We start from the raw sequence: 24,363 nt of genomic DNA on the forward strand, positions 1-24,363 counted from the left end.
GCTGGGTCTTCCGGAGGTCGGCGGGCGGGAGCTGGTGAGGTGTCCTTGGCCCCTATCGTCCGACACTCCACCCGCGTTACCTCAACCGATTAACCGGAGGACGGGCCGCATCGAGCCGTCGGCGGTACGGGACGGCCGCCCGTGCCGGGGTCAGGCGTGGAACGCGCCCGGGTGGGTCTGTTCGCGTACCGCCGTGAACTGCTGCCGTACCGCCTGCCCCACGGCCAGCTCGTCGCCCGGCTCCAGCACCTGCGCCGCCGCGCCCTGCCAGGCCGGCGGGGTGCGCGGGTCGAGGGCGCCCTGCGACACGCCGAGCGCCCAGGCCGCCTGCCGGGCCGCGCCGATCGCCGCGTAGTCGGCCGGCTGCGGCACGACGACCTGCGCGCCGAACAGCGAGGGCGCCGAGGCCTGCACGGCGGGCAGCTCGGCGGCCGGGCCCAGCAGGAAGATCCGCCGCACGTCCACGCCCCGCCCGCGCAGCACGTCCAGCGCGTCGCCGAGCCCGCACAGCATGCCCTCGAACGCGGCCCGCGCCAGATGCTCGGGCTTCATCGACTCCCGCCTGAGCCCCGCGAGGGTCCCCGCGGTGTGCGGCAGGTTCGGCGTCCGCTCGCCCTCCAGGTAGGGCAGCAGCACCAGCCCGTGGGCCCCCGGCGTGGACTTCATCGCCAGCTCCGACAGGCTCTCCAGGTCCGGCAGCCCGAGGAGTTCGGCGGTCCCGCGCAGGGTCCGTACGGCGTTGAGGGTGGTGACGACCGGCAGGTGCATGCCGGTGGCGTCGGCGAGCGAGGTGATCATCCCGGACTGGTCGGCGAGCGCCTCGGGATGCACGGCCATCACGGACCCGGACGCCCCGAGCGAGACGACGGCGTCCCCCAGCCCGATCCCGAGCCCGAACGCGGCGGCCATGGTCTCCCCGGTCCCGGCGGAGATCAGCAGCCCCTCCGGAGTCGTACCGGCCGCGTCCGACGGGCCGATCACCTCCGGCAGCATCGCCTGGTGCCCGAGCGCCAGCTCGACCAGATCCGGCCGGTACGCGCCGGTGGCGGCCGACCAGTACCCGGTCCCGGAGGCGCCACCGCGGTCGGTGGTCCTGCGCACCGGCCGGCCCAGCAGCTGCCAGACCAGCCAGTCGTGCGCCTGGAGCAGTACGGCGGTCCTGCGGGCGTTCTCCGGCTCGTTCTTGGCGAGCCAGCGCAGCTTGGTGACCGGCTGCGCGGCGGAGGGCACGCACCCCACGGCCTGCGCCCAGGCCTCCCGGCCGCCGAGCGCGTCGACGAGGTCGGCCGCCGCGACCTGCGCCCGCTTGTCCCCGCCGGCCATCGCCGGGCGCACGGTGCTGCCCTGCGCGTCCAGCGGGATCAGCGCGTTCTGCTGGGCCGACACGCCGATGGCCTGCACGCCCTCCAGCAGCCCGCCGCCGGCCGCCTCGCCGAGGGAGAGCAGCCACGCCTGCGGATCCACGTCGCTGGGCCGGCCCTCGACCGGGTGCGGGGCGTACCCCTGCCGTAGTACGGCACCGGTGTCCGTGTCACAGACCACGATGCGTGTGAAGTCCGGTGCGCTGTCCAAGCCGGCGACTATCCCCATGCACCGAATTTTGCAGCATCGGCGGGGATGCTCGTCGCCTACGTGTCGCTGGTGCCCCAGTCGTCCTCGGGCGTGCCGTTCAGGCTCCGGTCCCGCAGGGACCTGACGCGCTGGGCCACGCTCTCGGGAACCCGGTCGCCGACCTTGTGGCCGACCGTGTGGAAGGCCTTGCCCGCGTACTGCCGGCCCTGCTGGGCGGCGGTCTCGGCGGTGTTGCGCACGGCGGGGTTCTGCGCGATCCGCTGAGCGGACTTCTTCAACTGCTCGTACCGCTCGCGTCCGGCCCTCGTGCCGAGTACGTAACCGAGGGCCAGTCCGGCGACGAACGTGAGCCGGTAGCGCATGGCTGCCACCCTTCCCTTGTCCAGGACTGCGGTGCGACGTGGGGCGCCGAGGGGAACCGATTGGCGGAGCACCCCCCTGCTTGCGCTAATGTATGTGTCGCAGCGAGCGCCCGCCCCCTGGCGAATACCCAAGGAGCTACGTTCGATGCAGTCGAGGCGATCCTCCGTAGCTCAATTGGCAGAGCAGCCGGCTGTTAACCGGCAGGTTACTGGTTCGAGTCCAGTCGGGGGAGCTTCGGTCCTCCGTAGCTCAATTGGCAGAGCAGCCGGCTGTTAACCGGCAGGTTACTGGTTCGAGTCCAGTCGGGGGAGCGCGGTGAAGAGGACCCCTTGGGGGTCCTTTTTCATGCCCGCGGGAACCGCCGTGCCTGCGCTGTTGTCCTCAAGGTCATGAGCAGCGCGGAAGCCGGTCTTCCGAAGCAGGAGATCGTATGAGCGGCTATGCTGCGGCAGACGGCGCGCACACATGTACGCGACACGCCGTTATGGGGCGGTAGCTCAGCCGGTTAGAGCAGCGGACTCATAATCCGTCGGCCGTGGGTTCGAGTCCCACCCGCCCCACCGGGCACTGCACGCGCAGAAGCGTTTCTACCTGCAGAAACGTATGACGGAGGGCCGCCACGCCAGCGTGGCGGCCCTCCTTCACTCCCTCAGACCAAGATCCAGGGGACACACAGGGGACACGGTGCGGGCGACATACGAGTCATAGGAGAAATCGGCCGTATCACCTGATCGGTGCCGTGGAGGGAAAGTGTCGAGCGAGGCCTCGGCTCTCTGTCGCCTCTTCCGCACGCCGGGGCGCCGCAGCTCTTGGCGCGGCGTATCGCTGATCTCGGCTCACCGGTACTGCGACCGTGTCCATTGGCTTCGGGATTGCCCCCTCGGCTGGAGCGAGGGCTCGACAGCGGCTACCCGTCTGACCCGCGAAACGGGAACACACAGGCGAGATCGAGGCCGGGGCCGAACGGGGGGCAGGGGAACGCATTCCGCACCTGCCGCCTCGCGGTTGAATGGCGGGCGTGGCACGGAAAGTGGTGGGGTTCGACGAGGACGATCTGCGGGCGCTTGCGGGGGCTCGGTCGTTCGAGCGGGGGCTGGGGTACCTGGACGCGGTGAGCGGTCTGGAGGTGGGGGAGGGCTCGGTCACCGCCGTGGTGCACGGTACGGATGTCTACGAGGTGGAGCTCACCCTCGGCGGGGACGACGGGCTCTCGGGATGGTGTGACTGCCCCTACGGGCAGGAGGGCAACTTCTGCAAGCACTGTGTGGCCGTGGGGTTGACCCTGCTGCGGCTGGCGAAGACGATCCCGCACCAGCGGGCAGTTGCACAGGCGCGCGCCTCCGGGCTGGAAGCGTGGCTCACGGCGCTGTCACGTGACGAACTCCTGGCGCTGGTGCGGGAGCAGATCGCCGAGGACCGACGGCTGCGCAGGCGACTGGAGTTGCGGGCCGCCGCCGCTCACTCCGACCTCGGTACGCTCCGGGACCGGATCATGACCCTGATCGATCCGCGCCCCTTCGCCCGCTACGGATATGTCGAGTACGCCGAGGCCCCCGGGTATGCGCGGCAGGTGGCAGAGGCGGCGGCCGCACTGCGCGCCCTGAGCGCCGACGGGCGAGCGGCGCACGCGGTCGGCCTGGCCGAGGAGGCGATCCGGCTGCTGGGGGAGGCCTATCGGGAGATCGACGACTCCGACGGCGTGGTCGGGGAGGCCGCGGCCGCGGTGGCCGCGGCCCATCTGGAAGCATGCGGAGCCGCGCGCACCGACCCGGAGCGGCTGGCCGAGTGGCTGGTCGGCCACGTACTCGGCGATGACAGTGAGGTGACGGATCTGGATCCGCTCGACTACACCGAGGTGCTGGGGCCGAGCGGGCTGGCCCGCATGCGGCAGCTGGCGACCGAGGCGCGGCGGCGCAGCCCGTCCGGCTGGGCGGAGCGGTATCTGATGGAACGTCTGGTCAAGGCGGAGGGTGACGTCGACGCGCTGGTCGCCCTGTATGCACAGGACCTCGACCCGTCCGGTGCCACGCATCTGCACATCGCTGAGGAGCTGGAATCGGCGGGCCGCGCAGACGAGGCGCTGGCCTGGGCGGAGCGCGGACTGCGGGACTGCGCCGCCGAGACGCACATCGATGGCCGCCTGGCCGACTACGTGTGCGCCCGGTACGTGAAGGCGGAGCGGTCGGCGGATGTGGTCGGGATGCGCCGGGCCCGGTTCCGTGTCGAGCGGTCCCTGGCCGCCTACCGGCAGCTGCGCGCTGCCGCCCGGGCGGCGGAGTGCTGGGAGGACGAGCGAGCATCCGCGCTGGCCGCCCTGGAAGAGGACGCCCGCCGTGAGCGCGGCGGTTGGTACGGCGGGACCGTTCTGATCGACGCACTGTTCGACGACGGCGACCTGGACGCCGCCTGGCGGGAGGCGGCCGGCCGGGCCGACGACCAGCAGTGGGAGCGACTCGCCGACCTGTCGCGCGGGACGCGTCCGTCCGAGGCGCTCGCGGTATACCTGCGGCTGGTCGAGCGGCTGAAGGAGCCGACCGGCGACCGCGCATACGAGCACCTGGCACGGCTGCTGCTGGGTGCTCGCGACTGCCATCGCGCGCTGGGGACCGAGGAGGCGTTCACCGCGTATCTCACCGGCCTGCGGACGGAACTGAAGCGCAGGCGGAAGCTGATGAGCATCCTCGACCGCTACGGGCTGTGAATGGAGTGCGATCAGTCCTTGAGATCGATCATCCGTACTGGCTGTCCGGTCGCACGGGCGATCGTTTCGAAGTCGCGGTCGTAGTGGAGCAGCGTCAGCCCCGCCTCCTCCGCCGCAGCGGCGACCAGCAGGTCGACGGGGCCTGCACTGCGATGCTCGCCCTTGACGGTGAGCAGTTCCTGGATGACGCGTGCGCGTCGGTAGATGCCGTCGGGCATGGGGCACCAGGTGTAGTGGGCGTTCAGCGTGCGCTTCACACGTTCCCGGTCCGCCGCCGAGCGTGCGGAATAGAGGACTTCCAGTTCGGTGATGTCGCACAGGGCGACGAGCCCCGCGCCGATCCTGTCGTCCCACTCGGCCGTCGTCCGGCCGAGGAGGACGCGGGCGACGGCGGAGGTGTCGATCAGGTAGTCGGCGACGGTCACTCATCCGCTCCTGCATCGCGAACACCGTCCGGCCCGCCGGTGGGCCGGTACTTGCTCTTGTGGAGGAGGACATCCATGTCGAGGGCGCCCTCCGCGACCAGTTCGCGGGCTTCTCCGAGAGCGCGCAGTCGCCGGTAGCGGGCGGTGACCTCCCGAAGGGCGGTGTTGATGGTGTCGCGCTTGGTCGTGGTGCCGAGTTCCTTGGCAGCGGCCTCCAGTGCCTCGTCGTCGAGATCGATCACGGTGCGGCTCATGGGCGCCTCCATGTGTATACGCGGCTATATATCAATATACATGATCCAGTATGTTCGATGGTGGGTGTTGCCCGTTGCGAGGGGGCCTGGCAGCAGCCCGGCGCAAGGAATGTCGACCGGGGCTGCCGCAGCCGAGTGGCGTCGCGAGGCATGGGCCGCGGCCGGGCTCCTCAAGGACGCCCCCCTCCTCCACCGTCTCGCTCTCGGCCCACACCCTCGCTCTCGACTGGTCGACGGACGCAGGCGAACCCGTGGTCCTGATCCTGTGTCACCTCGCTCGGTACCCGCCGCGCAGGCACCCGCCGTGGTCCCTCGGCGTGCGCATCGAGGAGGATGCGGTACTCGACGACCTGTTGGCCGACCTCGGCCAGTGAGCGGGGGCGGTGACGGCGCCGTGGCCATCTCACCGCGTGTCCAGCGCCGCGGCAGGGCCTCGCCGGCGGAGGAGGCAAGAGCCGGGACGGATCGGAAGACCGAAAAGGACTCATAATCCGTCGGCCGTGGGTTCGAGTCCCACCCGCCCCACCGGGCACCACAGGTGCAGAAGCGTTTCTATCTGCGGAAACGTAGGAATGAGGGCCGCCACACCAGCGTGGCGGCCCTCCTTCACTCCCCCGGACCAGAATCCAGGCCGCCATGACCGGCTCGGCGGGCGCCGGAGCCGGAGCTTCCGTAGATTGAGGGGAGAGCTACCAGCAGGAACGCCTGTGACACCGAACATCGACTACCCAGGGGTGTTCGCCGCCCTTCCGAGCCCGTGCCTCGTGCTCGGCACGGACCTGGTGATCGCCGATGCCAACCGGGCGTTCTGCGAGGCGACCGGACGGAGCCGGGCCGAGCTGCTCGGGCAGTACCTCTTCGACATGTTCCCGGACAACCCCGCCGACCCGGAGGCCGACGGGGTGGACACGCTCAAGGCCTCCTTGCACCGGGTGCTGGCCTGCGGCCAGACCGATCACATGGCGTTGCAGAAGTACGACATCCCGGTCCCCGGCAGCCCCGAGGTGTTCAAGGAACGGTGGTGGACCGCGATCAACGTCCCCGTCATCGGCCCGGACGGGAAGGTCGCCTGGATCATCCACCGGTCCGAGGACATGACCGACGTCGTCCACGCCCGCCGCACGGCGCACCTGCCGCCGGTCAGCCCCGGCCGGGAAGCGGCCATGGAAGCCGAGCTGTACGCCCGGGCGCGGCAACTGCAGGAGCTGAACGAGGAGTTGCGGCAGGCCCACGCCCGTGAACGGCGCATCGCGGTCGCCCTGCAGGAAGCCATGCTCCACTCCCCGGACCTCGCGCGGCACCCGAACATCGCCGTGCGCTACCTGCCCGCGACCGGATCGCTCAACGTGTGCGGCGACTGGTACGACGCGGTCGACCTGCCCGGGGACCGCTTCGCCGTCACGGTCGGCGACGTGGTCGGCCACGGGCTGACGGCCGCCACCGTCATGGGCAGGCTCCGCAGCGCGCTGAGCGCCGCAACCCGCACCGTCCACGGCCCCGCCCAGGCGCTGGAGGTCCTGGGGCTCTACGCACGCTCGGTCGAAGGGGCACTGGCCGCCACCGCCGTCCAGGTGCTCGTCGACTGTCACAGCCACCTGCTCATCTACAGCAGCGCCGGCCACCCCCCGCACGTCCTGCTGCACCCGGACGGCTCCTGCGACCTGCTCGACCAGGCCACCGACCCACCGCTGGGCGCCCGCCCCGACCACGTCCCCCGCCCCCAGGCCAACGCGGCCTACGCCTCCGGCGACACGCTCATCCTCTACACCGACGGCCTGATCGAACGCCGCGGTGAGGACATCGACGCCGGTCTGGCGCGGCTGACCTCCACGCTCGCCACCTGCACCGAGTTCGGCGCGGAACATCTCGCCGACGCCCTCCTCGCCCGCCTCGGCCTCGCCAGTGGCGCCGACGACGACATCGCCATCGTCGTCGTCCGCATGGACCGCACGACCCGGCCGTACTGAGGGCCCCCAGGGCGAAGGCCGACACGGTGATCACGCCTCGCCCTCTCGATCGCCCCGCGCTCTGGTTGACCCGTACATGCTTGAACGGCCCGCGTCCTGGGCACGGACCTCCTACCGGCGTCGATCGCCGGGCCGTTTCGGCAGAGGGAGGGCGTCATGGACCGCCGCATCCGGGTACGCGTCAGCCGGCGCCCCGCCGCCCCGCGCGGGCAGGAGATCGACCGCAGGACACCGTCCGGACGCATCCTGCCGTACTGAGTCCGGCGAGGGTCTCCGCGCCGGTACGGCTGTGCCGCCGCGCCCGGTTGTGGTGCCGGAGGAGTGAGACGAGGCGCATTCGGGGCACACCTTTTCTTCGTGCGAACGGGAGAACAGGGGAGATTGGCCGGGACCGGCGCACGGCCGCCGCGGTCCGGGCGTCCGGGGATCGGGGCGTCGGTGGCATGACTGAGACGACCGGCGCGTTCGCCGGGCCGGCCGGGCCGTTCGTGCATCCCGCGCTGTTCTACCGCGACAGGGAGGAGTACCTCGCCGGCACCGTCCCCTTCGTGCGCGAGGCGCTGGCGGCCGGCGCGCCCGTCGCCGTCGCCGTGCCGGGGGAGAACCTGCGGCTGATCCAGGACGCGCTCGGGTCCGACGGCGAGGCCGTACGGTTCCTGGACATGCGGGAGGCCGGGCGCAACCCCGGGCGGATCATCCCCGGCGTGCTGCGCGCCTTCGCCGACGCCCAGCCGCCCGGCCGGCGCGTCCACATCATCGGCGAGCCCGTCTGGGCCGGCCGCAGCCCCGCCGAGTACCCGGCCTGCGCCCAGCACGAGGCGCTGATCAACGCCGCCTTCCAGGGCCGCGAGGTCACCATCCTGTGCCCGTACGACACCTCCCGTCTGGACGAGCGCGCCCTCGCCGACGCCCACGCCACCCACCCGGTCGTCATCCCCGCAGGCCCCGGCCCGCAACGGGGCAGCGGGGCCTACGACCCCGGGGCCGTCGTCGCCCGCTACAACACGCCGCTGCCCCCCGCTCCCGGCGCCGGACCGGGCGTGCTCACCGCCGCCTTCGACGAGGACGGCCTGCCCGACGTACGCCATCTGGTCACCGGGCACGGGGAACGGCTGGGCCTGGCCGGCAGGGCCCTGGAGAACCTGTCGCTGATCACCGCCGAGCTGACCACCAACAGCGTGGTCCACGGCGGCGGTTCGGGGGAGGTCACGGTGTGGGCCGAGGCCGGGCATGTGCTGTGCGAGGTGCGTGACGGGGGCAGGCTCGCCGATCCCCTGGCCGGCCGCCGCCCGGCCCCTCCGCACCGGCCGGGCGGGCGCGGGCTGCTGCTGGTCAACCTGGTGGCCGACCTGGTCCGGGTCCACACGGGGGACGGTGGGACGACGGTCCGGTGCTACGTGGCTCTGTGACCCGCGCCGGGCACATGGGGCCGAACGAGGAAGCCCGGCGAACGGACCTACGCCGCCAGGGGGTTGAGGACCAGCGGCTCGATCCGGCCCTCCAGCATCGCGCCGAGGCCCTGGGCCGCGCAGACGTCGGGGCGCTCGGCGATGTGCACCGGCATGCCGGTGGCCTCCCGCAGCATCTGGTCGAAGCCGGGCAGCAGCGCCGAACCGCCGACCATCGTGATCCCGCGGTCGGCGAGGTCGGCGACCAGGTCGGGCGGGCACTCGCGCAGCACCTTGCCGATGCCGTCGAGGACCGCGGTCAGCGGCGTCTGGATGGCCTCGCGTACGGCAGCGGTGTCGACCTGCACGCTGCGCGCGAGCCCGGTGGCCACGTCCCGGCCGTGGATCTCGGTCATCTCCGGGCCCTGCGGGGTCAGCCCGGTGCCCGACAGGGCGACCTGCAGCGGCCGTACCGCCTGGCTGGGCAGCATCAGCTCGTGCTCGTGCCGCAGCAACTGCACGATCGCGTGGTCGACGGCCTCGCCGCCCACCGGGATCCGCTCGGCGGTGACGATGGAGCCGAGGGAGAGGACGGCCACCTGGGTGGCGGCGGCCCCGCACACCATGATCATGGTGGCTTCGGGGCGCTCCACGGGCAGCCCGCAGCCGACGGCCGCGGCGATCAGCGTGTCCACCAGCTCCACCCGCTTCGCGCCCAGCCCCACCAGCGTCTCTATGGTCGCCCGCTGGGCCAGCGGATCGGCGTCGTGCGGGGTGCAGGCCGCCGCGCGCAGCCGCAGATTGCGCCGCAGCTGACGGCGCGTCCTGTCGCCGAGCAGCTGCCGCAGCATGCGCTGGGCCATCTCGATGTCCACCACCGTGCCGCCGGAGATGGGCCGTACGACCCGGATGTAGGCCGGCGTCCGGCCCGTCATCTGCTCCGCGAACTCGCCCACCGCTATGAGCGCGCCGGTCCGGGTGTTCACGGCGGCGGCGGAGGGCTGGTCGACGACGAGACCGGCACCCTTCACGTACACCCGGGTGCGGGCCGCGCCCAGGTCGACGGCGAAGTGGCAGCGGCGCAACTGCTCCAGACTGACGGTCACGGCGGATCCTCCCGAGTACGCGGGGCGTGGGCGCCCGCCCGGTCGGCGGGTGTCTCCTCTCCCTGCATCGTGCGCGGGGCCCGGGGGCGGGCGCCTTCTGGAGGGGGCCGGGCGGGGTGCCGCCGAACGGGGGTACTTCGCGGCCCCGGGCGTGTCACAGGCTCTGCGCGGCACGCAGCAGAGGTAGAAGGCCGGGGCCCTGTGCCTCACCGCGGGCAGGTCCTCGTACGGCCGCCCGTCCTCCGGCGCGGGGACGTCCTCCTACGGCGGCCCGTCCTCCGGCGTGCCGTCCTGCGGCGGGGAACCGTCGTCCGGTGTGTCCTCGGGGCCGTACAGCAGGGAGGGCAGATCGTCCTCGGTGGGGAAGGAGCCCAGGGGGAGGTCGTCGGGGCCCCGCGTGAACGCGCCGGACGGGGCGCTCCCGGGAGGCTGCTCCGGGTCGACCGGCCCGGTGTCGTCGGCGTGGTCGCGGCGCAGTTCGTGGCCGAGGGCCAGAAGGACGGGATCGTCGCCGCCGGACTCCTCGTACTCCTCGAACACCTCCAGGGCCTCCTCGGTGCGGCCGAGCCGTTGCAGCGCGAGCAGCAGCAGACGGCGGTAGTCCGCACGGGCCGGGTAGGCGTGCAGGAGTTCGCCGAGGTCCGTCGCCGCGCGCTGGAACTCACCGAGTTCGAGATCGAGTTCGGCCCGCTTGCGATACAGGGTGTGGCTCAGGTGGAGGAGGCGGGTGCGGGCGGTGCGGGCGGCGGGTCCGGGGACGTCCGCGAGGGGGCCTGCGCTTCGCCACAGGCTCAGAGCCGTGGCCAGGCGTTCACGCGCCTCCCCGAGGGAGCCCTGCACCGCCAGGGCGGTGGCTGCTCGCTCCAGTTCCTCACAGTGCAGGAGGTCCACGTAGTCGACACTGGTGTGCAAGGCGTAGCCGTCGGGAGACGTCGCCAGCACACCGGGCCCGAGCGCCTGTCGCAGGCCGGACGCCAGGCGGGCGAGGACCGTCCCGGCGTCCCCGGGTTCCTCGGCCGGACGCCACAGACCGGCCCGCAACTCGTCACGGCTCACCTTGCGGCCGTGCCGGAGCAGCAGCAGGGCGAGCAGCGCCCGCGACAACGGGTCGAACTCCGGCGTCCCCTCGGCCAGATCGACGGTCAACGGGCCCAGGAGGTAGTAGAAGCGCCGACGGCCGTAACTCGCCTGTGCCCACTGGCCCAGTTCCGGGTCCAGGAGCTGCTGCGCCCCGCTTGTCCGGGACTGCGGCCGGGGCGCCGCCAGCAGGCCGAGGGCGCGCGCGTAGGGGCCGCGCAGCGGCTCGGGCAGGTGGCGGAGCTCTTGTGCCTCGATCGGCTGCCGCAGCCGCGAGGTGCCGGCGGCCAGGTGCAGCATCACCTCGCACAGGTCCCGCAGGTCCTGGGCCGGCTCCCACACCGGTGCCGGTTCGAAGAGGCTCAACTTCACCGTGCCGTCCGGCAGCAGCAGGACGCGGGTCATGTCGAGGGCGCCGTGCTGGACGGACGCCGCATGGGCCGCCAGCAACGCCCGCGCGAGCTGAGCCCCGATCGACACCGTCAGCGGCGCCGGGAGGCGGTAGCCGTTGGATCCCGCCAGGGCGTTCAGCGGGATGCCGTCCAGGTGTTCCATGACGACGTACGGGATGTCGTCCTCGATGCCGAAGTCGTGGACGGTGACGACGTTCGGGTGGTCCAGGGCCTTGAGGGCCTCCGTCTCGCGCAGGAACGCCGCCCGCCGTACGGGGTCGGTGAACGGCCGGCGCAGCCGCAGCACCACCCTCCGGTCGGCCGCCTCGTCCTGCGCCAGCCACAGGGAGCCGCTCGGGCTCATCCGCCGCAGCAGCCGGTACCGGCCGCCCAGTCCCGCGGGCATCGGCAGCGCGCCGCTCCCGGTCAATCTGCGCAGGCCGTCCCGTCGTACCGTCGCGAACGGTTCCCCGTCCGGCGCGGCGCCGTCACGGGCGCCGGGCGCGGGGGTCACCGCGCGGAACTCGCCGGGGGCCGACCCGGCCCGCTCCTCGATCAGCCCGCCGGTGCGGGCGAGCAGGTCGGCCGTGCGGTTGCGGGACGAGCGGGGCAGGCCGCGCAGCAGCAGGTCCCGGACGCCGGGCCGGAAGGCGTAGCTGCCCGGCGGTCCGGGGGAGGTGGTGAGCAGACCGCTGAGGACGACCTCGGCCAGGTGCTGCGGGCGCGGGTCGGGCTCGACCGCGCGCTGCACCAGCCGCATCACCGGCAGGTCGGGGCGGCCGACGGCCAGATGGGCGGCCAGCCGGACCGCCTCCGGGGAGGCGGTGCCGCGGAACCGCAGGACCAGTTCCTCGGCGGAGAGCCGGCCGAGGTCGGTGCGGCCGCCGGGGTCCGGGTGGTCGCCCAGCGGCGCGGCCGAGCCGGGGAACCCGCTGCCGCCGGCCGACGCCAGCAGGGCCGCCCAGTTCGCCAGCCAGCGCGGTGCGGCCTCCAGGACGGGCAGCGCGACCGCGCCGGGCGCCGCGAACCGCGCCGGATCGCCGTCGTACGGCGCGAACGTCAGCGCCGCCGCCGGTGCCGCCGGGAACGGCGCGGTCAGCACGCCCGCCACGGCGGGCAGGGCGGTGTCCCGCCACAGGTGCTCGGGCAGCGGCTGGACGACCGCGACGGGCATCCGGCGGCACCAGCGGCGCAGGGTCGCCTCCCACCGGTCGCCCGCCGGGCCCGGCCGCCACTGCGGGCCCATGCAGTCGCTGATCACGAGGGTCACCGTGCGTCCGTCGGCCGGGGCGTGCGTGCCCGCAGGCCGCACCGTGCCGTCGGGGGTGAGCCGGATCGGGCTCACCGTGCGGAAGACGCCCGACTGGGCGACGGCGGCGTGCAGTTCACGGATCAGGGGCCGCCAGACGGGCATCGTCGGGCCCGTGTCCCGCACCAGGTTCAGGCGCAGCCAGCGCTCCTCGGCGGGGCGGAGCACCGGCAGCCACCACTCGGGGGCGGCGCCGAGACGGGCGATGCGGTCGGCGGTGGCGTGCTCGTCGAGCCGGTGACCCGAGGGCGCGTCGGTGTGCCGTTTCAGCGGGCGCAGCGCGCGTTGCAGTTCCAGCGGGTGGCGCAGCATCGGCGGTGCGGGCGCGAGCAGCGCGGCGTACGGGCCGGGCGGGCCCGGCGCCGGTGCGGGCAGGTGCAGCGGGGTGCGCGGCTCGTCGGCGGGCCCGGTGCGGGCGGGCTCCGGCGGCGGGGGCCGGTGGGCCGCGTGGACCGGCGGCACGGGCGGCTGCCGGGCGGCGGGCACGGGTGGCCGCCGCCCCGGTGGGGTGGCCGGCTCCGGCGGCGGTGGGGCGGCCGGCGCGGGTGCGGCCGGCTCCCCGGCGGGCGGCGGCTCCATCTGCCGTGCCAGCCAGAGCAGTTCTGCCACTTCCAGCGGGGTCGCGGCCAGGCCGCCCGCCGCCTCGGCCAGGGCGGCGGCCAGGCGGGCGAGCGGGTCCCGGGGACGGTCAGCGGGCATCCGGCTGCCGGCCCTCGCCGAGGTAGGGCATCAGCCGCCGGGCCAGCCCGTCCAGGGAACCGTCGGGCAGATCGGCGGAACGGGCCAGATAGATGGCGTTGAGCAGCTGGTCGGTGGCCAGGTCGCCGCCGTCCACCCGGGACAGGAAGCGGCTGATCAGCGTCTGCGCGTAGGCGTCCGGTTCGCCGTCGAAGTGGGCGCGGACGATGTCCGCGAGCTGCTCCTCGTCCGGCTGCCGCAGCCGCAGCGTCACACACCGGCGCAGGAACGCGGGCGGGAACTCGCGCTCGCCGTTGCTGGTCAGCACGACGAACGGGAAGGCGCGGCAGCGGACCCGGCCGCGTTCGACCGGGACCCGGTCGTGGGTGCCGTCGGCCATCACCCGCGCCTTGGGCACGTGCCGGGCCACACGCACCAGTTCGGGGATCTCGTACCGGCCCTCCTCCAGCACGTTCAGCAGGTCGTTGGGCAGGTCCAGGTCGCCCTTGTCGATCTCGTCGACGAGCAGCGCCCGGGGGCGGGTGTACGGCAGCAGGGCCGTGCCGAGCGGGCCGAGCCGCAGGTGGTCCTCCACGCCGGACTCCGGGGCCGGGCCGGGCGCGCTGTGCCGGGCCGCGTACAGGCGGGACAAGGGGTCGTACTGGTACAGGCCGTCGTGCAGCGTGCTGCGGCTGGTGATGTTCCAGCGCAGCACCGGGCCCAGCCGCAGCTCGCGGGCCACCGCGTAGGCCAGCGAGGACTTGCCGGTGCCGGGCGGGCCGGTGACGAGCAGCGGGCGGCGCAGGTACAGCGCCGCGTTGACCAGTTCGACGGTCTCCGGGGTGGCCCGGTAGGTCCGCGCGCGGTGCGTGCGGTCCGGTGAGGTGGCCGCGGAGTCGGCGGCGTCCTCCGGCGTGTCCAGCGGGGGGCCGCCGTCGAAGGCGCGCCAGGGCGGCGGCGGGGGCAGCGCGGCGATGCCGTCGTGCGGCTCCTTCGTGCCGGTGTACACGGGCCACAGGGGCATGGCGGGCGGTCCTTCTCTCGGTGGCTCAGGCCACGGGGGTGTGCAGGCTGGCGGGGGGCTCGGGGAAGCAGCGCGGGTCGTCCCACAGCAGCTGGACGTCGCGCGCCCAGTGCCGCTCGGGCTCCTCCTCGGCCGCGGCCTCCTCCCGCAACAGCTGGATGTGCCGGGGCAGTTCGGCCGGGGGGACGCCCTCCACGCGCCGGGCGAGGGCGTCCAGGAACGCCGTACCGGGGCACGGCGCGGTGTGCCCGGCGGCGCCGGGGCAGCCCTGCCGCGGCCACAGCAGAACGGGCACGGGCATGTTCAGGCCCGCCTCGAAGTGCTCGGGCACGGCGCCGGGCGGGGCGGCGAACCCGGCCAGTCCCGCCTCCTGCTCGCGCAGCCGTTTGCGCAGGCCCAGGGACGGGGTGCCGCAGTCCACCCGGTGCAGGACCGGGGCGCCGCCCGCCGCCAGCTGCTGCCACTTCTTGCCGAGCTGGTGACGCAGCCGGGCGCTGCGGTGCCGGGAGCGGTCGGTGACGACCACGGGGTGGGCGCAGCCCAGCGGGGTGGGGTCCTCGGCGCTGCACGCCCAGTGCGCCACCGGCAGGTCCAGCAGATCGCGGGGCAGCGTGAAGGTGAGCAACTCGTCGGCGCCGAAGGCGAGTTCTGCGAAGGCCCGGTCGATGCCCCGCTGGATGTACGCCTGCATCCGGGCGCGCGGCAGCCGGGCCGTGCCCACCGGCCGCCGCCGTCCGTCGCGGTACGCCGACACCGCGACCGTGATCTGGTCGGGGCCGGCGCCGCTGTGGTCGACCTCGATCAGGATGGGCGCCCACGCGGCCGGCGCGGACCCGGCGGAGGGCGCGGGTGCGGCCGGTGCGGGCCCGTCGAGCAGTTCCGTGAGCCGGTCCGCGAACCGGGTGAGCGCCTCGGCGGGTTCCCCGACCTCGCACTGCACGTAGCCCGCCGCCGCCCGCAGGGAGGGGAAGCCGCCCGGCGGCAGGGGCGGCCCGAAGTCGCCGACGGCGTCCACGAACAGCTGGTCCGGGGAGCACACCAGCCCGGTGTCCTCGGCCCTGTCCACCAGGGCGTGCAGCCGCCGTGCCGGATCCCCGGCGCCCGCGCCGTCCGGCAGCAGCCCGGCCAGCGCCGGCCAGTGGCGGGCCAGCACCTCGGTGGGCAGCATCCGCGCGACCAGCACCCCGGGCTCGCCCGCCATCTGGGCGACCATGCCGACCACCCGCCCGTCCGGCAGGGCCGCGGCGGCGCCGCTGAAGCCGTGCGTCAGCGGCTGCCCGTGCCCGGTCACGGCCTCCAGCTGGACCCACTCGCCGGCGATGCGCGTGGCGGACCGGGCGCGGTACCACGCGAGCTGCCCCTCCTCGTAACCGTCCGGGAAGCCGTACGCCTCCAGCGCCACCCCCGCCAGGGCCCGTTCGGCGTCCACGGGGGCGAAGCGCGCCGGGCTCTGCGGCACCGGCCGGGCCAGTTCCAGCACGGCGAGGTCGCCGGGGTCGGTGGCGCCGCCCGCCCAGCCGCCGTGCACGGCCACGGTCGCGGGCACCCCGGTGACGTCCGGCCGGTTCGGGAACGACACCGTCAGCGTGCCCGGTTCGCTGTGGTGGACGACGTGCGCGCAGGTCAGCACCGTGCGGGGGCCCACCAGGAAACCCGCTCCCGCCACCGTGCCCCGGCACTCGATCCGGGCATGCCAGGAAGCGCCCGTCATGAGCGGGTCGTCGGCTCCGGGACGGCGGCCGGTGCGGCGGGCGCGGCCGGCGGTGCGGTGGCCGGGTGCGGCGCCGTCCAGCCCAGGCGTACCACCAGCTGTCCCTCGGCCGTGCCCTTGGCGATGACCGCGCCGGCCTCCGCGGTCAGCTTCACCCCGAACTCCAGCTCCACCGAGTCGGGGCGCAGGCTGCCGTCGCGGAACACCCGCAGCGCGGACTGGGCCGCCGAGCGCACCCCGTCCAGGGCGCCCTCGAAGGTGCGGGACGCCTGGGCCGCCGGGCCGCCGTCGCCGCGGCCGACCAGGCGGGTCCCGGTCCCGGGCTCCACGCTCTCCACGACGACCACCGCGCCGTCGTCCGTGGTGAACTCCAGCAGTCTGCCCATGGTGTTCATCGCCCCCGCGCTCGGTCCAACGGCACGTCCATTGTGCGGGACGGGTGCTGACGGTGTCTCGGATACGCGTCGGCAGGGTCGGCGCATCTGGCGGGAAGCCGCCAGGGCGCGTTTCCGCCGCCGACGGTCAACACCCGTGCAACAGACGGCACATGACACTCGTCCCAGCACGCGAGCCACTCGGACAGACACACCGACGAGAAGAGGCGTGGATGACCAGAGGACCAGTCGGACCCAGCGGGCCGGTCGGACCCGGCCCGGGAGCCGCACGCCGGGCGGTCGTGGCGGTGGCGGGGCTGGTGGGCGCCCTGCTGCCGGCCGGACCGGCAGCGGCGGCGGCCCCGGCCCCGGCCCCGCACACCACGGCCCCCGCACCGGCCGGTACGGCCGCCGGGGCCGTCACCGTCACCCTCGTCACCGGCGACAAGGTGACCGTCACCGACCTGGGGCACGGGAAGAAGACGGTCACCGTGCGGCGGCCCGAGGGAGCCACCGGGGCCGTACGCACCCAGCGCAGCGACGGCGACATCAGCGTCGTACCGGACGAGGCGCTGCCGTATCTGCGGGCCGGGACGCTGGACCGGCGGCTGTTCGACGTGAGCGGGCTGATCCGGCAGGGGCTCACCGACGCCAGGACGGACGCGACCCCGCTGATCGTGGCCTACGCCAAGGGCGCGCGGGCCGCCACCCCGGCCGGCACCGCACGCGCCCGGAACCTGTCCAGCCTGCGCGGGGCCGCCGTCGAGGCCGGCAAGGGGCGCACCTTCTGGCGGTCGTTCACCCATCACGACGGCGTCGCCAAGGTGTGGCTGGACGGCACGGTGAAGGCGGACATGGCCGAGAGCAACACCCAGATCGGCACCCGGGCCGCCTGGGACGCGGGGCTCACCGGCAAGGGCGTCACCGTCGCGGTCCTCGACACCGGCGCCGACCTGAGCCACCCCGACCTCGAGGACAGGGTCACCACCAGCAGGAGCTTCGTCGACGGCGAGGACGTCGCCGACCGCGACGGGCACGGCACCCACGTCGCCTCCACCGTCGGCGGCAGCGGAGCCGCCTCCGGCGGCACCGAGAAGGGCGTCGCGCCCGAGGCCGCCCTCGCCGTCGGCAAGGTGCTGGACGACCAGGGCTCGGGCAGCGAGTCCCAGATCATCGCCGGGATGGAGTGGGCGGCACGCGAGGTGCACGCCCGGATCGTCTCCATGAGCCTCGGCTCGACCGAGCCGAGCGACGGCACCGACCCGATGGCCGAGGCCGTGAACACCCTGTCGAAGGAGACCGGGGCGCTGTTCGTCGTCGCCGCCGGGAACACCGGTGCCCCCTCCTCCATCGGCTCGCCGGGCGCCGCCGACGCGGCCCTCACCGTCGGCGCCGTCGACTCCGCCGACCAGGCCGCCTACTTCACCAGCGCCGGACCCCGCTACGGCGACGACGCCCTCAAGCCGGACATCGCGGCTCCCGGCGTCGACATCCTCGCCGCCCGCTCCCAGCTCACCGACGGCAGCGGCTACTACACCTCGATGAGCGGCACGTCCATGGCGACCCCGCACGTCGCCGGGGTCGCCGCGCTCCTCGCCCAGCAGCACCCCGACTGGACCGGCGCGCAGCTGAAGGACGCGCTGATGTCCACCTCGAAGCAGGTCGACGCGTCCGTGTACCAGCTGGGCGCGGGCCGGGTGAGCGTCCCCGACGCCGTGCACGCGTCCGTCACCGCCACCGGCAGCGCCGACCTAGGCTTCCACCGCTGGCCGTACGACACCGACCATCCCGTCACCCGCACCCTCACCTACACCAACTCCTCGGCCGAGCCGGTCGAGTTGAAGCTGTCCGTGCGAGGCGCCCCGGACGGCGTCGCCACCCTCGCCGGCACCTCCCTCACCGTCCCGGCCCACGGCACCGCCTCCACCACGGTCACCGGCGACGCGTCCAGGGCGCCGGCCGGCGAGACCAGCGGGCAGGTCGTCGCCGCCGACCCGGCCGGGAACACGGTCGCGCACACCGTGTTCGGGCTGGTCAAGGAGGACGAGCGGTACACGCTCACCGTCCACGTCAAGGACCGCGCGGGCGCGCCCGCACCGGCCGACCTCACCGTGCAGCGGCTCGCGGCGGGCGAGGACGCCCAGCAGGCCCGGGTCGGCGACTCCGGCACACTGCGGCTGCGCCTCAAGCCCGGCGCCTACGCCCTCGCCACCTTCCTCGACGTGCACGGCAGCCACGGCGCCGACTCCCTCGGCCTCGGCTTCCTCAGCGCCCCCGAGATCACCCTCGACCACGACCAGGACGTCACCCTCGACGGCCGCAGCCTGCGCGAGGTCAGGGCCGAGGTGGACCGGCGCACCGAGACCCACCAGCTCCTCATGGAGTACGACCGGCAGGCGAACGGCGCCGACCTCTTCGGCGCGGTGCAGGTGCCCCTCGCCTACGACAGCGTCTTCGCCGCGCCCACCGCGCGCGTCACCCAGGGCTCCTTCGAGTACCGCACGGTGTGGCGGCTGGCCGAGCCGGAGCTGGCGGTGAAGGGGATCGGCGAGGCGACCGTGCAGCCGGGCGGCACGCTGATCGAGGGCCGTACCCGGCTGCCGCTGGCCGACGTCGGCGACGGACCCTTCACCGGGGTCTCGGGCAAGGCGGTCCTCGCCCACCTCGCCGACGGCGCCGACCCGGCCGCGCTCGCCCGGGCCGCGCAGGACGCGGGCGTCCGGGCGCTGTTCGTGACGGACGACGCGCCCGGCCGGCTGACGGCCTGGTGGGGCACCGACGACAACGCCGACCGGCCGCTGCAGATCGCCACGGTGAACGCCGCCGACGCGGCCCGGCTGCGGGCGATGCGGTCGGTCGGCATGACCGGCACCGCCGACTCGCCGTACGTGTACGACCTGTCGCAGGGCCACCGGGGCGCGGTCCCGGACCGGGATCTCACCTACGCCCCGGGAAAGCGCCGACTGGCCGCGCTGCACGTGCGGTTCCACGCCGGCCGCCCGGCGGACGGCGGCGAGTTCCGCTACTCCCTCACCGACGCCTTCCCGGTCGGCCTCGGCTTCCAGGAACGCGTCCGCCTGCCCGCCGAGCGCACCGACTACGTCTCCACCGGCCCCGGCCAGCTCTGGCACGAGTCCGTCACGGTCGGCGACGGCACCCTGGAGGAACGCAGCGGCCTCGTCCGCTACGAGGGCGGTTCCCGTCCGGTGCTGAACTGGTTCGCTCCGGTGTGGCACCCCTGGCTCGGCACCGGGCTCGGCTGGGGGCAGCAACGCTCCGGCGACCAGATCCAGCTGAACACCCCCGGCTGGGGGGACTCCGGGCCGGACCACACCGGGTTCGGCGACGTGTGGAGCGCCGACAGCGGCATGACCCAGACCACCGCCGTCTACCTCGACGGCACACTCGTCGGCCGGGGCACGGGCTCCGCCGCGTACGTGTGGGACGCCCCGGCCGACGCGCACACCTACAAGGCCGTCACCGACACCGCGCTGGACCCGGCACGCTGGCCGGCGGCCACCCGGGGCCACTCGGAGTGGACGTTCCGCTCGGCCGCGACACCGGAGGACCACTGGACCACCCTGCCGCTGATCAACCTCGCGTACGACATCGGCACCGACCTCGCGGGCGCGGTCCGCGGGGGCTCGCGGATCCCGGTGGGGCTCAGCGCGTCGTACGTGGCCGGGGCGCGGGACACGGGCACGCTGGGCGGGGGCCGGCTGGAGGTGTCGTACGACGGCGGCGGCACCTGGACGTCCGTCCCGCTGACCGGCGCGCACGCCTCCTGGCACGGCACGCTGAGGGTGCCGCGCGGCGCCGCCTCCGTCTCGCTGCGGGCCTTCGCCCACGACGACAAGGGGGGTTCGGTGACGCAGGAGATCGTCCGGGGGGTGGCCGTGCGCTAGCCGGGTGGCACCACGCCCCGGATCACCCCCAGCTCCACCAGGTCCTGCGGCCGGATGCGCAGCTGTTCGGCGGTCGCCTCCACCTCGTCCTCCGGGCGTTTGAGTATGGCGGCCGCCAGTTCCGGGGCGATCACCGAGAAGTAACTGTCCGGCGTGGCCCAGGTGTTGCCCGGCGCGGCCAGCGCGAGCGCTCCGCCGGAGCCGCCCTCGCCGATGACGAGCGTGGTGACCGGGACCCGGGCCGTGGCCACCGCGCAGAACAGCTCCGCGATCGCGGCCCCGGCCGCCTGCCGCTCCGCCTCGGCGTCGTTGGCGGCGCCGGGGGTGTCCACCAGCGTCAGCACCGGGATGTCGAGCCGGTCCGCGAGCCGGATCAGCCGGGCGGCCGTGCGGTACCCGGCGGGCCGGGTCGCCGTGCCGGTCTGGGCCGCGTAGGCCACGGTACGGCCGTCCCGCTCGCCGAACCCGCACAGCATGCCCTCGGGGTCCGCACCCCCGCACCGGTCACCGGTGAGCGACACCGTCCGGCTGAAGTAGGCGTCCAGGTAGGCGCGGGCGCGGGGGCGTTCGGGGGAGCGGGCGCGGCGGACCGCCTCCCAGCCGGTGGCGGGCAGGTCCGGGGCGCCGAGGGCGGCCGGCGCCGGGGCCTCCCGGGCCGGGGTGGTGAGCAGCCGCAGCCACCGGCCCAGGGTCTCGCGCAGCTCCCCGGGCGGCACCACCGCGTCGACCGAGCCCGCCGCCACCTGCGCCTCCGCCGTGTACGCGGCCGGATCCGCGCCGGCCGGCCGGACCCGGGAGCCCGCGAAGCCCACCTGGGCGCCCGGCAGGGCGAGGATCACATCGGCTCCGGCGCCGAGGGTGGCCCAGCCGCCGCCGGTCGTGGGATCGCGCAGCACCGCGATCTGCGGCAGGCCCGCCTCCCGGGTGAGCGCCGACTCGCGGGCCACCCGCTGCAGCTGGCCGAGGGCGAGCATGCCCTCCTGCATCCGGCTGCCTCCGGTGGCGACCAGCGGCACGACCGGGAGCCGGTGGGCGCGGGCGTGGTGGTACGCCGCTTGAAGCCGGTCGCCGGTGCGCTCGCCCAGGGAGCCGCCGAGGAAGCCGAACTCGAAGGCGATCAGCACGGCGCGGGTGCCGCCGACGCGCGCGGTGCCGCAGACGACGGACTCCTCCTCGCCGGTGCGCTCGGCGGCGCGGGTCCGCGAGGCGTCGTAGCCCGGCCAGCCGAGAGGGCCGTCCGGCTTCGGTTCGCTTGTGGGGCAGGGGAGTTCGGTGAAGGCCGACTCGTCGGCGACGAGGGCCACGATCTCCCGGGCGGAGTGCCGCTCAGGCATCGGCCAGCGCCCGCTTCATGATCTTCCCCATGTCGTTGCGGGGAAGGGCGTCCAGGTAGCGGACGACGCGGGGGCGCTTGTGCGGGGCGAGCCGGCCGGCCACATGGTCCGCCAGCTCCTCGGCGGCGGGCGGCGCCTGCGGGTCGGCCGGGACGATCCAGGCCACGATCCGCTCGCCCAGGTCCGGGTCCGGCTCCCCGGTGACCGCGGCCTCGCGCACCGCCGGATGCTCCAGCAGCGCGTTCTCGATCTCACCGGCCCCGATCTTGTAGCCGCCGCTCTTGATCAGGTCCGTGGCCTTGCGCCCGACGATCCGCACGTATCCGTCGGGTTCGCGCACGGCCATGTCGCCGGTGCGGAAGAACCCGTCGGCGGTGAAGGCGGCGGCCGTGGCCTCGGGCCGGTTCAGGTACCCGGTGAACAGGTTGGTACCGCGCACCTGGATCTCGCCGACGCTCTCCCCGTCCCACGCCGTGATCGGCGTGCCGTCCTCCTCCACGAGCCGCAGCTCCACACCGGGCAGCGGCACCCCCACGGTGCCCGCGCGGGGCTCCCCGTCGGCCCGCACGCTCGTGTTCATGAGGGTCTCCGTCATGCCGTACCGCTCGATCACCCGGCGGCCGGTCGCCGCGGCGATCCGCTCGTGGTCGTGGACGGGCAGCGCGGCCGAGCCGGAGACCAGCAGCCGGGCCCCCGCCAGCGCCTTGGCCAGCTCCGGGTCCCGGGGCAGGGCCTCGGCGACGCGGTGGTACATCGTCGGCACCCCGAACAGCATGGTCGCGCCCGCGTTCAGCTCCCGCGCCACGCCCTCGGTGGAGAACCGGCCCAGGTGCCGGACGCTGCCGCCGCGCCGCAGCGGGCCGAGGGTGCCCAGCACGAGCCCGTGCACATGGAACAGCGGCAGCCCGTGCACCAGCACGTCGTCCGCCGTCCACTGCCAGGCGTCGGCGAGCGCGTCCAGGGTGGTGGCGACGGCCCGCCGGGGCAGCACCGCGCCCTTGGGCGGGCCGGTGGTGCCGGAGGTGTAGACGACCAGCGCCGGGTCCTCGTCGGATGAGGTGTCCTCGGGTACCGCGCCGGACGCGGACGCGTCGACGTCCAGCCGCTCCAACTCGCCCACGACGCCGGGAAGTTCGGCACCCGGCGCGGCCAGCACCAGCGCGGGCGCGCTGTCGGAGACGATGTGCGCGAGTTCCTTCCCGCCCGACTTCGGGTTCAGCGGCACCGCGGCGGCGCCGGCGAGCAGCACGCCGGTCACGGCGACGGCGGTCTCCAGCTCGTTGGCGGCCCACACGGCCACGCGGCCGGCGCCGCGCAGCCGGGCGGCGAGCGCGCCGGCGGCCCCGGCCAGCGCGCCGTACGTCAGGGACCGCTCACCGAACCGCAGGGCGATCCGGTCGTCAGGACCGTCCGTGAGAGCGGGGAAGAGGGAGGACACGCGGCGCACTCCTTACTGTGGGTCGACCGTTGCCACCTTCCTACACCAGACGCCTGGTACCGACGACCGCATGGCTGAGCGGGCGCCCACCCGTCTGCCAGTCCCGGGCGCCGGCGGCCGCGGGCGGGTGGTGGGCTGGTCGAGCCCGCGCGGCGGAGCCGCATATCGACACAGCCCCGCGCCCCTGGGGAACCGCAGTGCCGTCGGCCGCGCAGTGACGCCGTAGTCCGTCGACGCCGGTGCAGGCGTCCGTGCCGGTCGGGGCCATGCCACCGCATCCTGGCCTGTCTCAGGCGGTCGCCGCCACGATGTCCGCCACGACGCAGCTGACGTTGTCGGGTCCGCCGGCCGCGTTGGCCTCGTCGATCAGCGTCCGGACCGCGTCATCGGCAGCGAGCAGCTCCTTGATCCGTTCCTCGGCCACCGCCTCGGTCAGCCCGTCGGAGCACAGCAGGTACCGGTCGCCCTCGCGGACCTCCTGCAACCGCACGTCCGGCACCGGATCCGCCCCGCCCGCCAGTGCCTTGAGCAGCAGCAGCGACTCCGGCCGCACCCGGTGGTCCCGGGTGATCCGGGACAGCTCCCCGTCCCGCAGCAGATAGGCCCGGCAGTCCCCGACGTGCGCGAGTGCCAGCTTCGCGCCCGTCCACAGCAGCGCGGTCAGCGTGGTGCCGGCCTCGCCCGTGCCCCCGGCCGCCTCGCACACCGCCGCGCCCGCGGCGCGCACCGCGTCCTCCAGCGCGGTCAGCACACCGTCCGCGGGCAGTTCCTCCGCCTCGTCCAGGTACCGCAGCGCCCGCACCGCGGCACTGCTCGCGGGCGCCCCCGCCGGGCCGAAGCCGTCGGCCACGGCGAGCAGCCTGCGGCCCGCGTACACGGTGTCCTGGTTGGCGGGGCGCACGAGCCCCCGGTCGGAGTCGGCGCGATGACGCAGTTCCAGCATGATGGCGTGGTCCCTTCTCGACTGGTCGGTCAGCTGGTCGACGAGGAACGCGGCGAGATCCCGCCGGGCGGCCGTCTCCGCCTCGACGCGCGCCCAGTACGCCCGTATCTCCCGCGCGGCGCCGGCCGCGTCCAGGGCGCACACCGCGCGGATCCGGGCCAGCGGCATGCCGAGGCGCCGCAGCCAGGCCACGAGCCGGGCCCGGCCGAGCTGCTCGACGGCGTAGTACCGGTAGCCGGTGTCCGGGTCGACCCGTGCGGGCCGCAGCAACCCCAGCTCGTCGTACAGCCGCAGCGCCTTCGGCGAGAGCCGGCTCGCCCTGGCGAAGGCGCCGATCGTCAGCAGCTCCATGCGCACCTCGCGCTCCTCGTCGTCCGCCACCGATGCTGGGGCTTCACCGAA

General features: G+C 74.5%; 16 protein-coding genes and 4 tRNA genes. 8 read left to right on the plus strand and 12 right to left on the minus strand.

What is annotated here, in order from left to right:
• Positions 1–150: 150 nt before the first annotated feature.
• A complete protein-coding gene (locus ACGFZN_RS23365) occupies positions 151–1,590 on the minus strand; it encodes an FGGY family carbohydrate kinase (RefSeq protein WP_393860397.1) in 1,440 nt (479 codons plus the stop codon).
• 38 nt (positions 1,591–1,628) lie between these two features.
• Complete coding sequence (locus tag ACGFZN_RS23370; RefSeq protein ID WP_393860398.1) at positions 1,629–1,934, minus strand: YtxH domain-containing protein; 306 nt, start codon at positions 1,932–1,934, stop codon at positions 1,629–1,631.
• Positions 1,935–2,094: 160 nt separating this feature from the next.
• Between ACGFZN_RS23370 and ACGFZN_RS23375 the strand changes: the two genes are divergently transcribed.
• The 4 genes from ACGFZN_RS23375 (at position 2,095) to ACGFZN_RS23390 (ending at position 4,636) form a co-directional block, all read left to right on the plus strand.
• Positions 2,095–2,167: transfer RNA gene (locus ACGFZN_RS23375), tRNA-Asn, on the plus strand.
• 6 nt (positions 2,168–2,173) lie between these two features.
• Positions 2,174–2,246 (plus strand) — tRNA-Asn (locus ACGFZN_RS23380).
• 175 nt (positions 2,247–2,421) lie between these two features.
• A tRNA-Ile gene (locus tag ACGFZN_RS23385) sits at positions 2,422–2,495 on the plus strand.
• A gap of 458 nt (positions 2,496–2,953) precedes the next feature.
• Positions 2,954–4,636, plus strand: coding sequence for an SWIM zinc finger domain-containing protein (locus tag ACGFZN_RS23390; RefSeq protein ID WP_393860399.1), 1,683 nt, complete (start codon positions 2,954–2,956; stop codon positions 4,634–4,636).
• A gap of 11 nt (positions 4,637–4,647) precedes the next feature.
• Here ACGFZN_RS23390 and ACGFZN_RS23395 read toward each other — a convergent pair whose 3' ends face one another.
• The gene (locus ACGFZN_RS23395; RefSeq protein ID WP_393860400.1) at positions 4,648–5,061 is read right to left on the minus strand and encodes a PIN domain nuclease; all 414 of its coding nucleotides are present in this window, start codon (positions 5,059–5,061) and stop codon (positions 4,648–4,650) included.
• Positions 5,058–5,315: a type II toxin-antitoxin system VapB family antitoxin gene (locus tag ACGFZN_RS23400; protein WP_132783601.1), complete on the minus strand. Its 258-nt coding sequence runs from the start codon at positions 5,313–5,315 to the stop codon at positions 5,058–5,060. Before ACGFZN_RS23400 ends, ACGFZN_RS23395 begins: the two co-directional genes overlap by 4 nt.
• A gap of 457 nt (positions 5,316–5,772) precedes the next feature.
• Between ACGFZN_RS23400 and ACGFZN_RS23405 the strand changes: the two genes are divergently transcribed.
• The 3 genes from ACGFZN_RS23405 (at position 5,773) to ACGFZN_RS23415 (ending at position 8,691) form a co-directional block, all read left to right on the plus strand.
• Positions 5,773–5,840, plus strand: a tRNA-Ile gene (locus tag ACGFZN_RS23405).
• 182 nt (positions 5,841–6,022) lie between these two features.
• Complete coding sequence (locus ACGFZN_RS23410; RefSeq protein WP_393860401.1) at positions 6,023–7,282, plus strand: SpoIIE family protein phosphatase; 1,260 nt, start codon at positions 6,023–6,025, stop codon at positions 7,280–7,282.
• 443 nt (positions 7,283–7,725) lie between these two features.
• Positions 7,726–8,691, plus strand: coding sequence for an anti-sigma factor RsbA family regulatory protein (locus ACGFZN_RS23415; RefSeq protein WP_393860402.1), 966 nt, complete (start codon positions 7,726–7,728; stop codon positions 8,689–8,691).
• A gap of 47 nt (positions 8,692–8,738) precedes the next feature.
• Here the strand turns inward: ACGFZN_RS23415 and ACGFZN_RS23420 are convergent, their stop codons facing one another.
• The 5 genes from ACGFZN_RS23420 to ACGFZN_RS23440 all read right to left on the minus strand — a co-directional run bounded on the left by ACGFZN_RS23420 (position 8,739) and on the right by ACGFZN_RS23440 (position 16,353).
• Positions 8,739–9,776 (minus strand): rod shape-determining protein, encoded by a 1,038-nt coding sequence (locus tag ACGFZN_RS23420; protein ID WP_393860403.1) that lies wholly within the window; start codon positions 9,774–9,776, stop codon positions 8,739–8,741.
• A gap of 261 nt (positions 9,777–10,037) precedes the next feature.
• Entirely contained in the window at positions 10,038–13,253 is a 3,216-nt protein-coding gene (locus ACGFZN_RS23425; protein ID WP_393860404.1) for an SAV_2336 N-terminal domain-related protein, read from the minus strand.
• Complete coding sequence (locus tag ACGFZN_RS23430; protein WP_393860405.1) at positions 13,243–14,256, minus strand: AAA family ATPase; 1,014 nt, start codon at positions 14,254–14,256, stop codon at positions 13,243–13,245. The genes ACGFZN_RS23425 and ACGFZN_RS23430 overlap by 11 nt, the downstream gene beginning before the upstream one ends.
• Positions 14,257–14,281: 25 nt before the next feature.
• Positions 14,282–15,967, minus strand: coding sequence for a trypsin-like peptidase domain-containing protein (locus tag ACGFZN_RS23435; RefSeq protein WP_393860406.1), 1,686 nt, complete (start codon positions 15,965–15,967; stop codon positions 14,282–14,284).
• Positions 15,964–16,353 carry a CU044_2847 family protein gene (locus tag ACGFZN_RS23440; RefSeq protein WP_393860407.1) on the minus strand — a complete coding sequence of 130 codons (390 nt, stop codon included), beginning with the start codon at positions 16,351–16,353 and terminating at the stop codon, positions 15,964–15,966. Before ACGFZN_RS23440 ends, ACGFZN_RS23435 begins: the two co-directional genes overlap by 4 nt.
• A gap of 221 nt (positions 16,354–16,574) precedes the next feature.
• On the opposite strand from ACGFZN_RS23440, the gene ACGFZN_RS23445 reads away from it, so the two are divergent.
• On the plus strand, positions 16,575–20,246 hold the full coding sequence (locus tag ACGFZN_RS23445; RefSeq protein ID WP_393860408.1) for a S8 family serine peptidase: 3,672 nt from the start codon (positions 16,575–16,577) through the stop codon (positions 20,244–20,246).
• Here ACGFZN_RS23445 and ACGFZN_RS23450 read toward each other — a convergent pair.
• The 3 genes from ACGFZN_RS23450 to ACGFZN_RS23460 form a co-directional block, all read right to left on the minus strand.
• Positions 20,243–21,580 (minus strand): carboxyl transferase domain-containing protein, encoded by a 1,338-nt coding sequence (locus ACGFZN_RS23450; protein WP_393860409.1) that lies wholly within the window; start codon positions 21,578–21,580, stop codon positions 20,243–20,245. The two genes, ACGFZN_RS23445 and ACGFZN_RS23450, sit on opposite strands and share 4 nt — an antisense overlap.
• Entirely contained in the window at positions 21,573–23,018 is a 1,446-nt protein-coding gene (locus tag ACGFZN_RS23455; RefSeq protein ID WP_393860410.1) for an acyl-CoA synthetase, read from the minus strand. Before ACGFZN_RS23455 ends, ACGFZN_RS23450 begins: the two co-directional genes overlap by 8 nt.
• 289 nt (positions 23,019–23,307) lie before the next feature.
• Complete coding sequence (locus tag ACGFZN_RS23460; RefSeq protein ID WP_393860527.1) at positions 23,308–24,312, minus strand: MerR family transcriptional regulator; 1,005 nt, start codon at positions 24,310–24,312, stop codon at positions 23,308–23,310.
• Between the last annotated feature and the right edge of the window lie 51 nt (positions 24,313–24,363).

The sequence above is a fragment of the Streptomyces sp. NPDC048192 genome, from assembly GCF_043202415.1.
Lineage (GTDB): Bacteria > Actinomycetota > Actinomycetes > Streptomycetales > Streptomycetaceae > Streptomyces.

Bases quoted from the DNA above. Each gene is read 5' to 3' on its own strand.
- ACGFZN_RS23365 (WP_393860397.1), bottom strand. From the start codon at position 1,590: ATGGGGATAGTCGCCGGCTTGGACAGCGCACCGGACTTCACACGCATC.
- ACGFZN_RS23370 (WP_393860398.1), bottom strand. From the start codon at position 1,934: ATGCGCTACCGGCTCACGTTCGTCGCCGGACTGGCCCTCGGTTACGTA.
- ACGFZN_RS23400 (WP_132783601.1), bottom strand. From the start codon at position 5,315: ATGAGCCGCACCGTGATCGATCTCGACGACGAGGCACTGGAGGCCGCT.
- ACGFZN_RS23415 (WP_393860402.1), top strand. From the start codon at position 7,726: ATGACTGAGACGACCGGCGCGTTCGCCGGGCCGGCCGGGCCGTTCGTG.
- ACGFZN_RS23425 (WP_393860404.1), bottom strand. From the start codon at position 13,253: ATGCCCGCTGACCGTCCCCGGGACCCGCTCGCCCGCCTGGCCGCCGCC.
- ACGFZN_RS23430 (WP_393860405.1), bottom strand. From the start codon at position 14,256: ATGCCCCTGTGGCCCGTGTACACCGGCACGAAGGAGCCGCACGACGGC.
- ACGFZN_RS23435 (WP_393860406.1), bottom strand. From the start codon at position 15,967: ATGACGGGCGCTTCCTGGCATGCCCGGATCGAGTGCCGGGGCACGGTG.
- ACGFZN_RS23440 (WP_393860407.1), bottom strand. From the start codon at position 16,353: ATGGGCAGACTGCTGGAGTTCACCACGGACGACGGCGCGGTGGTCGTC.
- ACGFZN_RS23445 (WP_393860408.1), top strand. From the start codon at position 16,575: ATGACCAGAGGACCAGTCGGACCCAGCGGGCCGGTCGGACCCGGCCCG.
- ACGFZN_RS23450 (WP_393860409.1), bottom strand. From the start codon at position 21,580: ATGCCTGAGCGGCACTCCGCCCGGGAGATCGTGGCCCTCGTCGCCGAC.
- ACGFZN_RS23460 (WP_393860527.1), bottom strand. From the start codon at position 24,312: ATGGAGCTGCTGACGATCGGCGCCTTCGCCAGGGCGAGCCGGCTCTCG.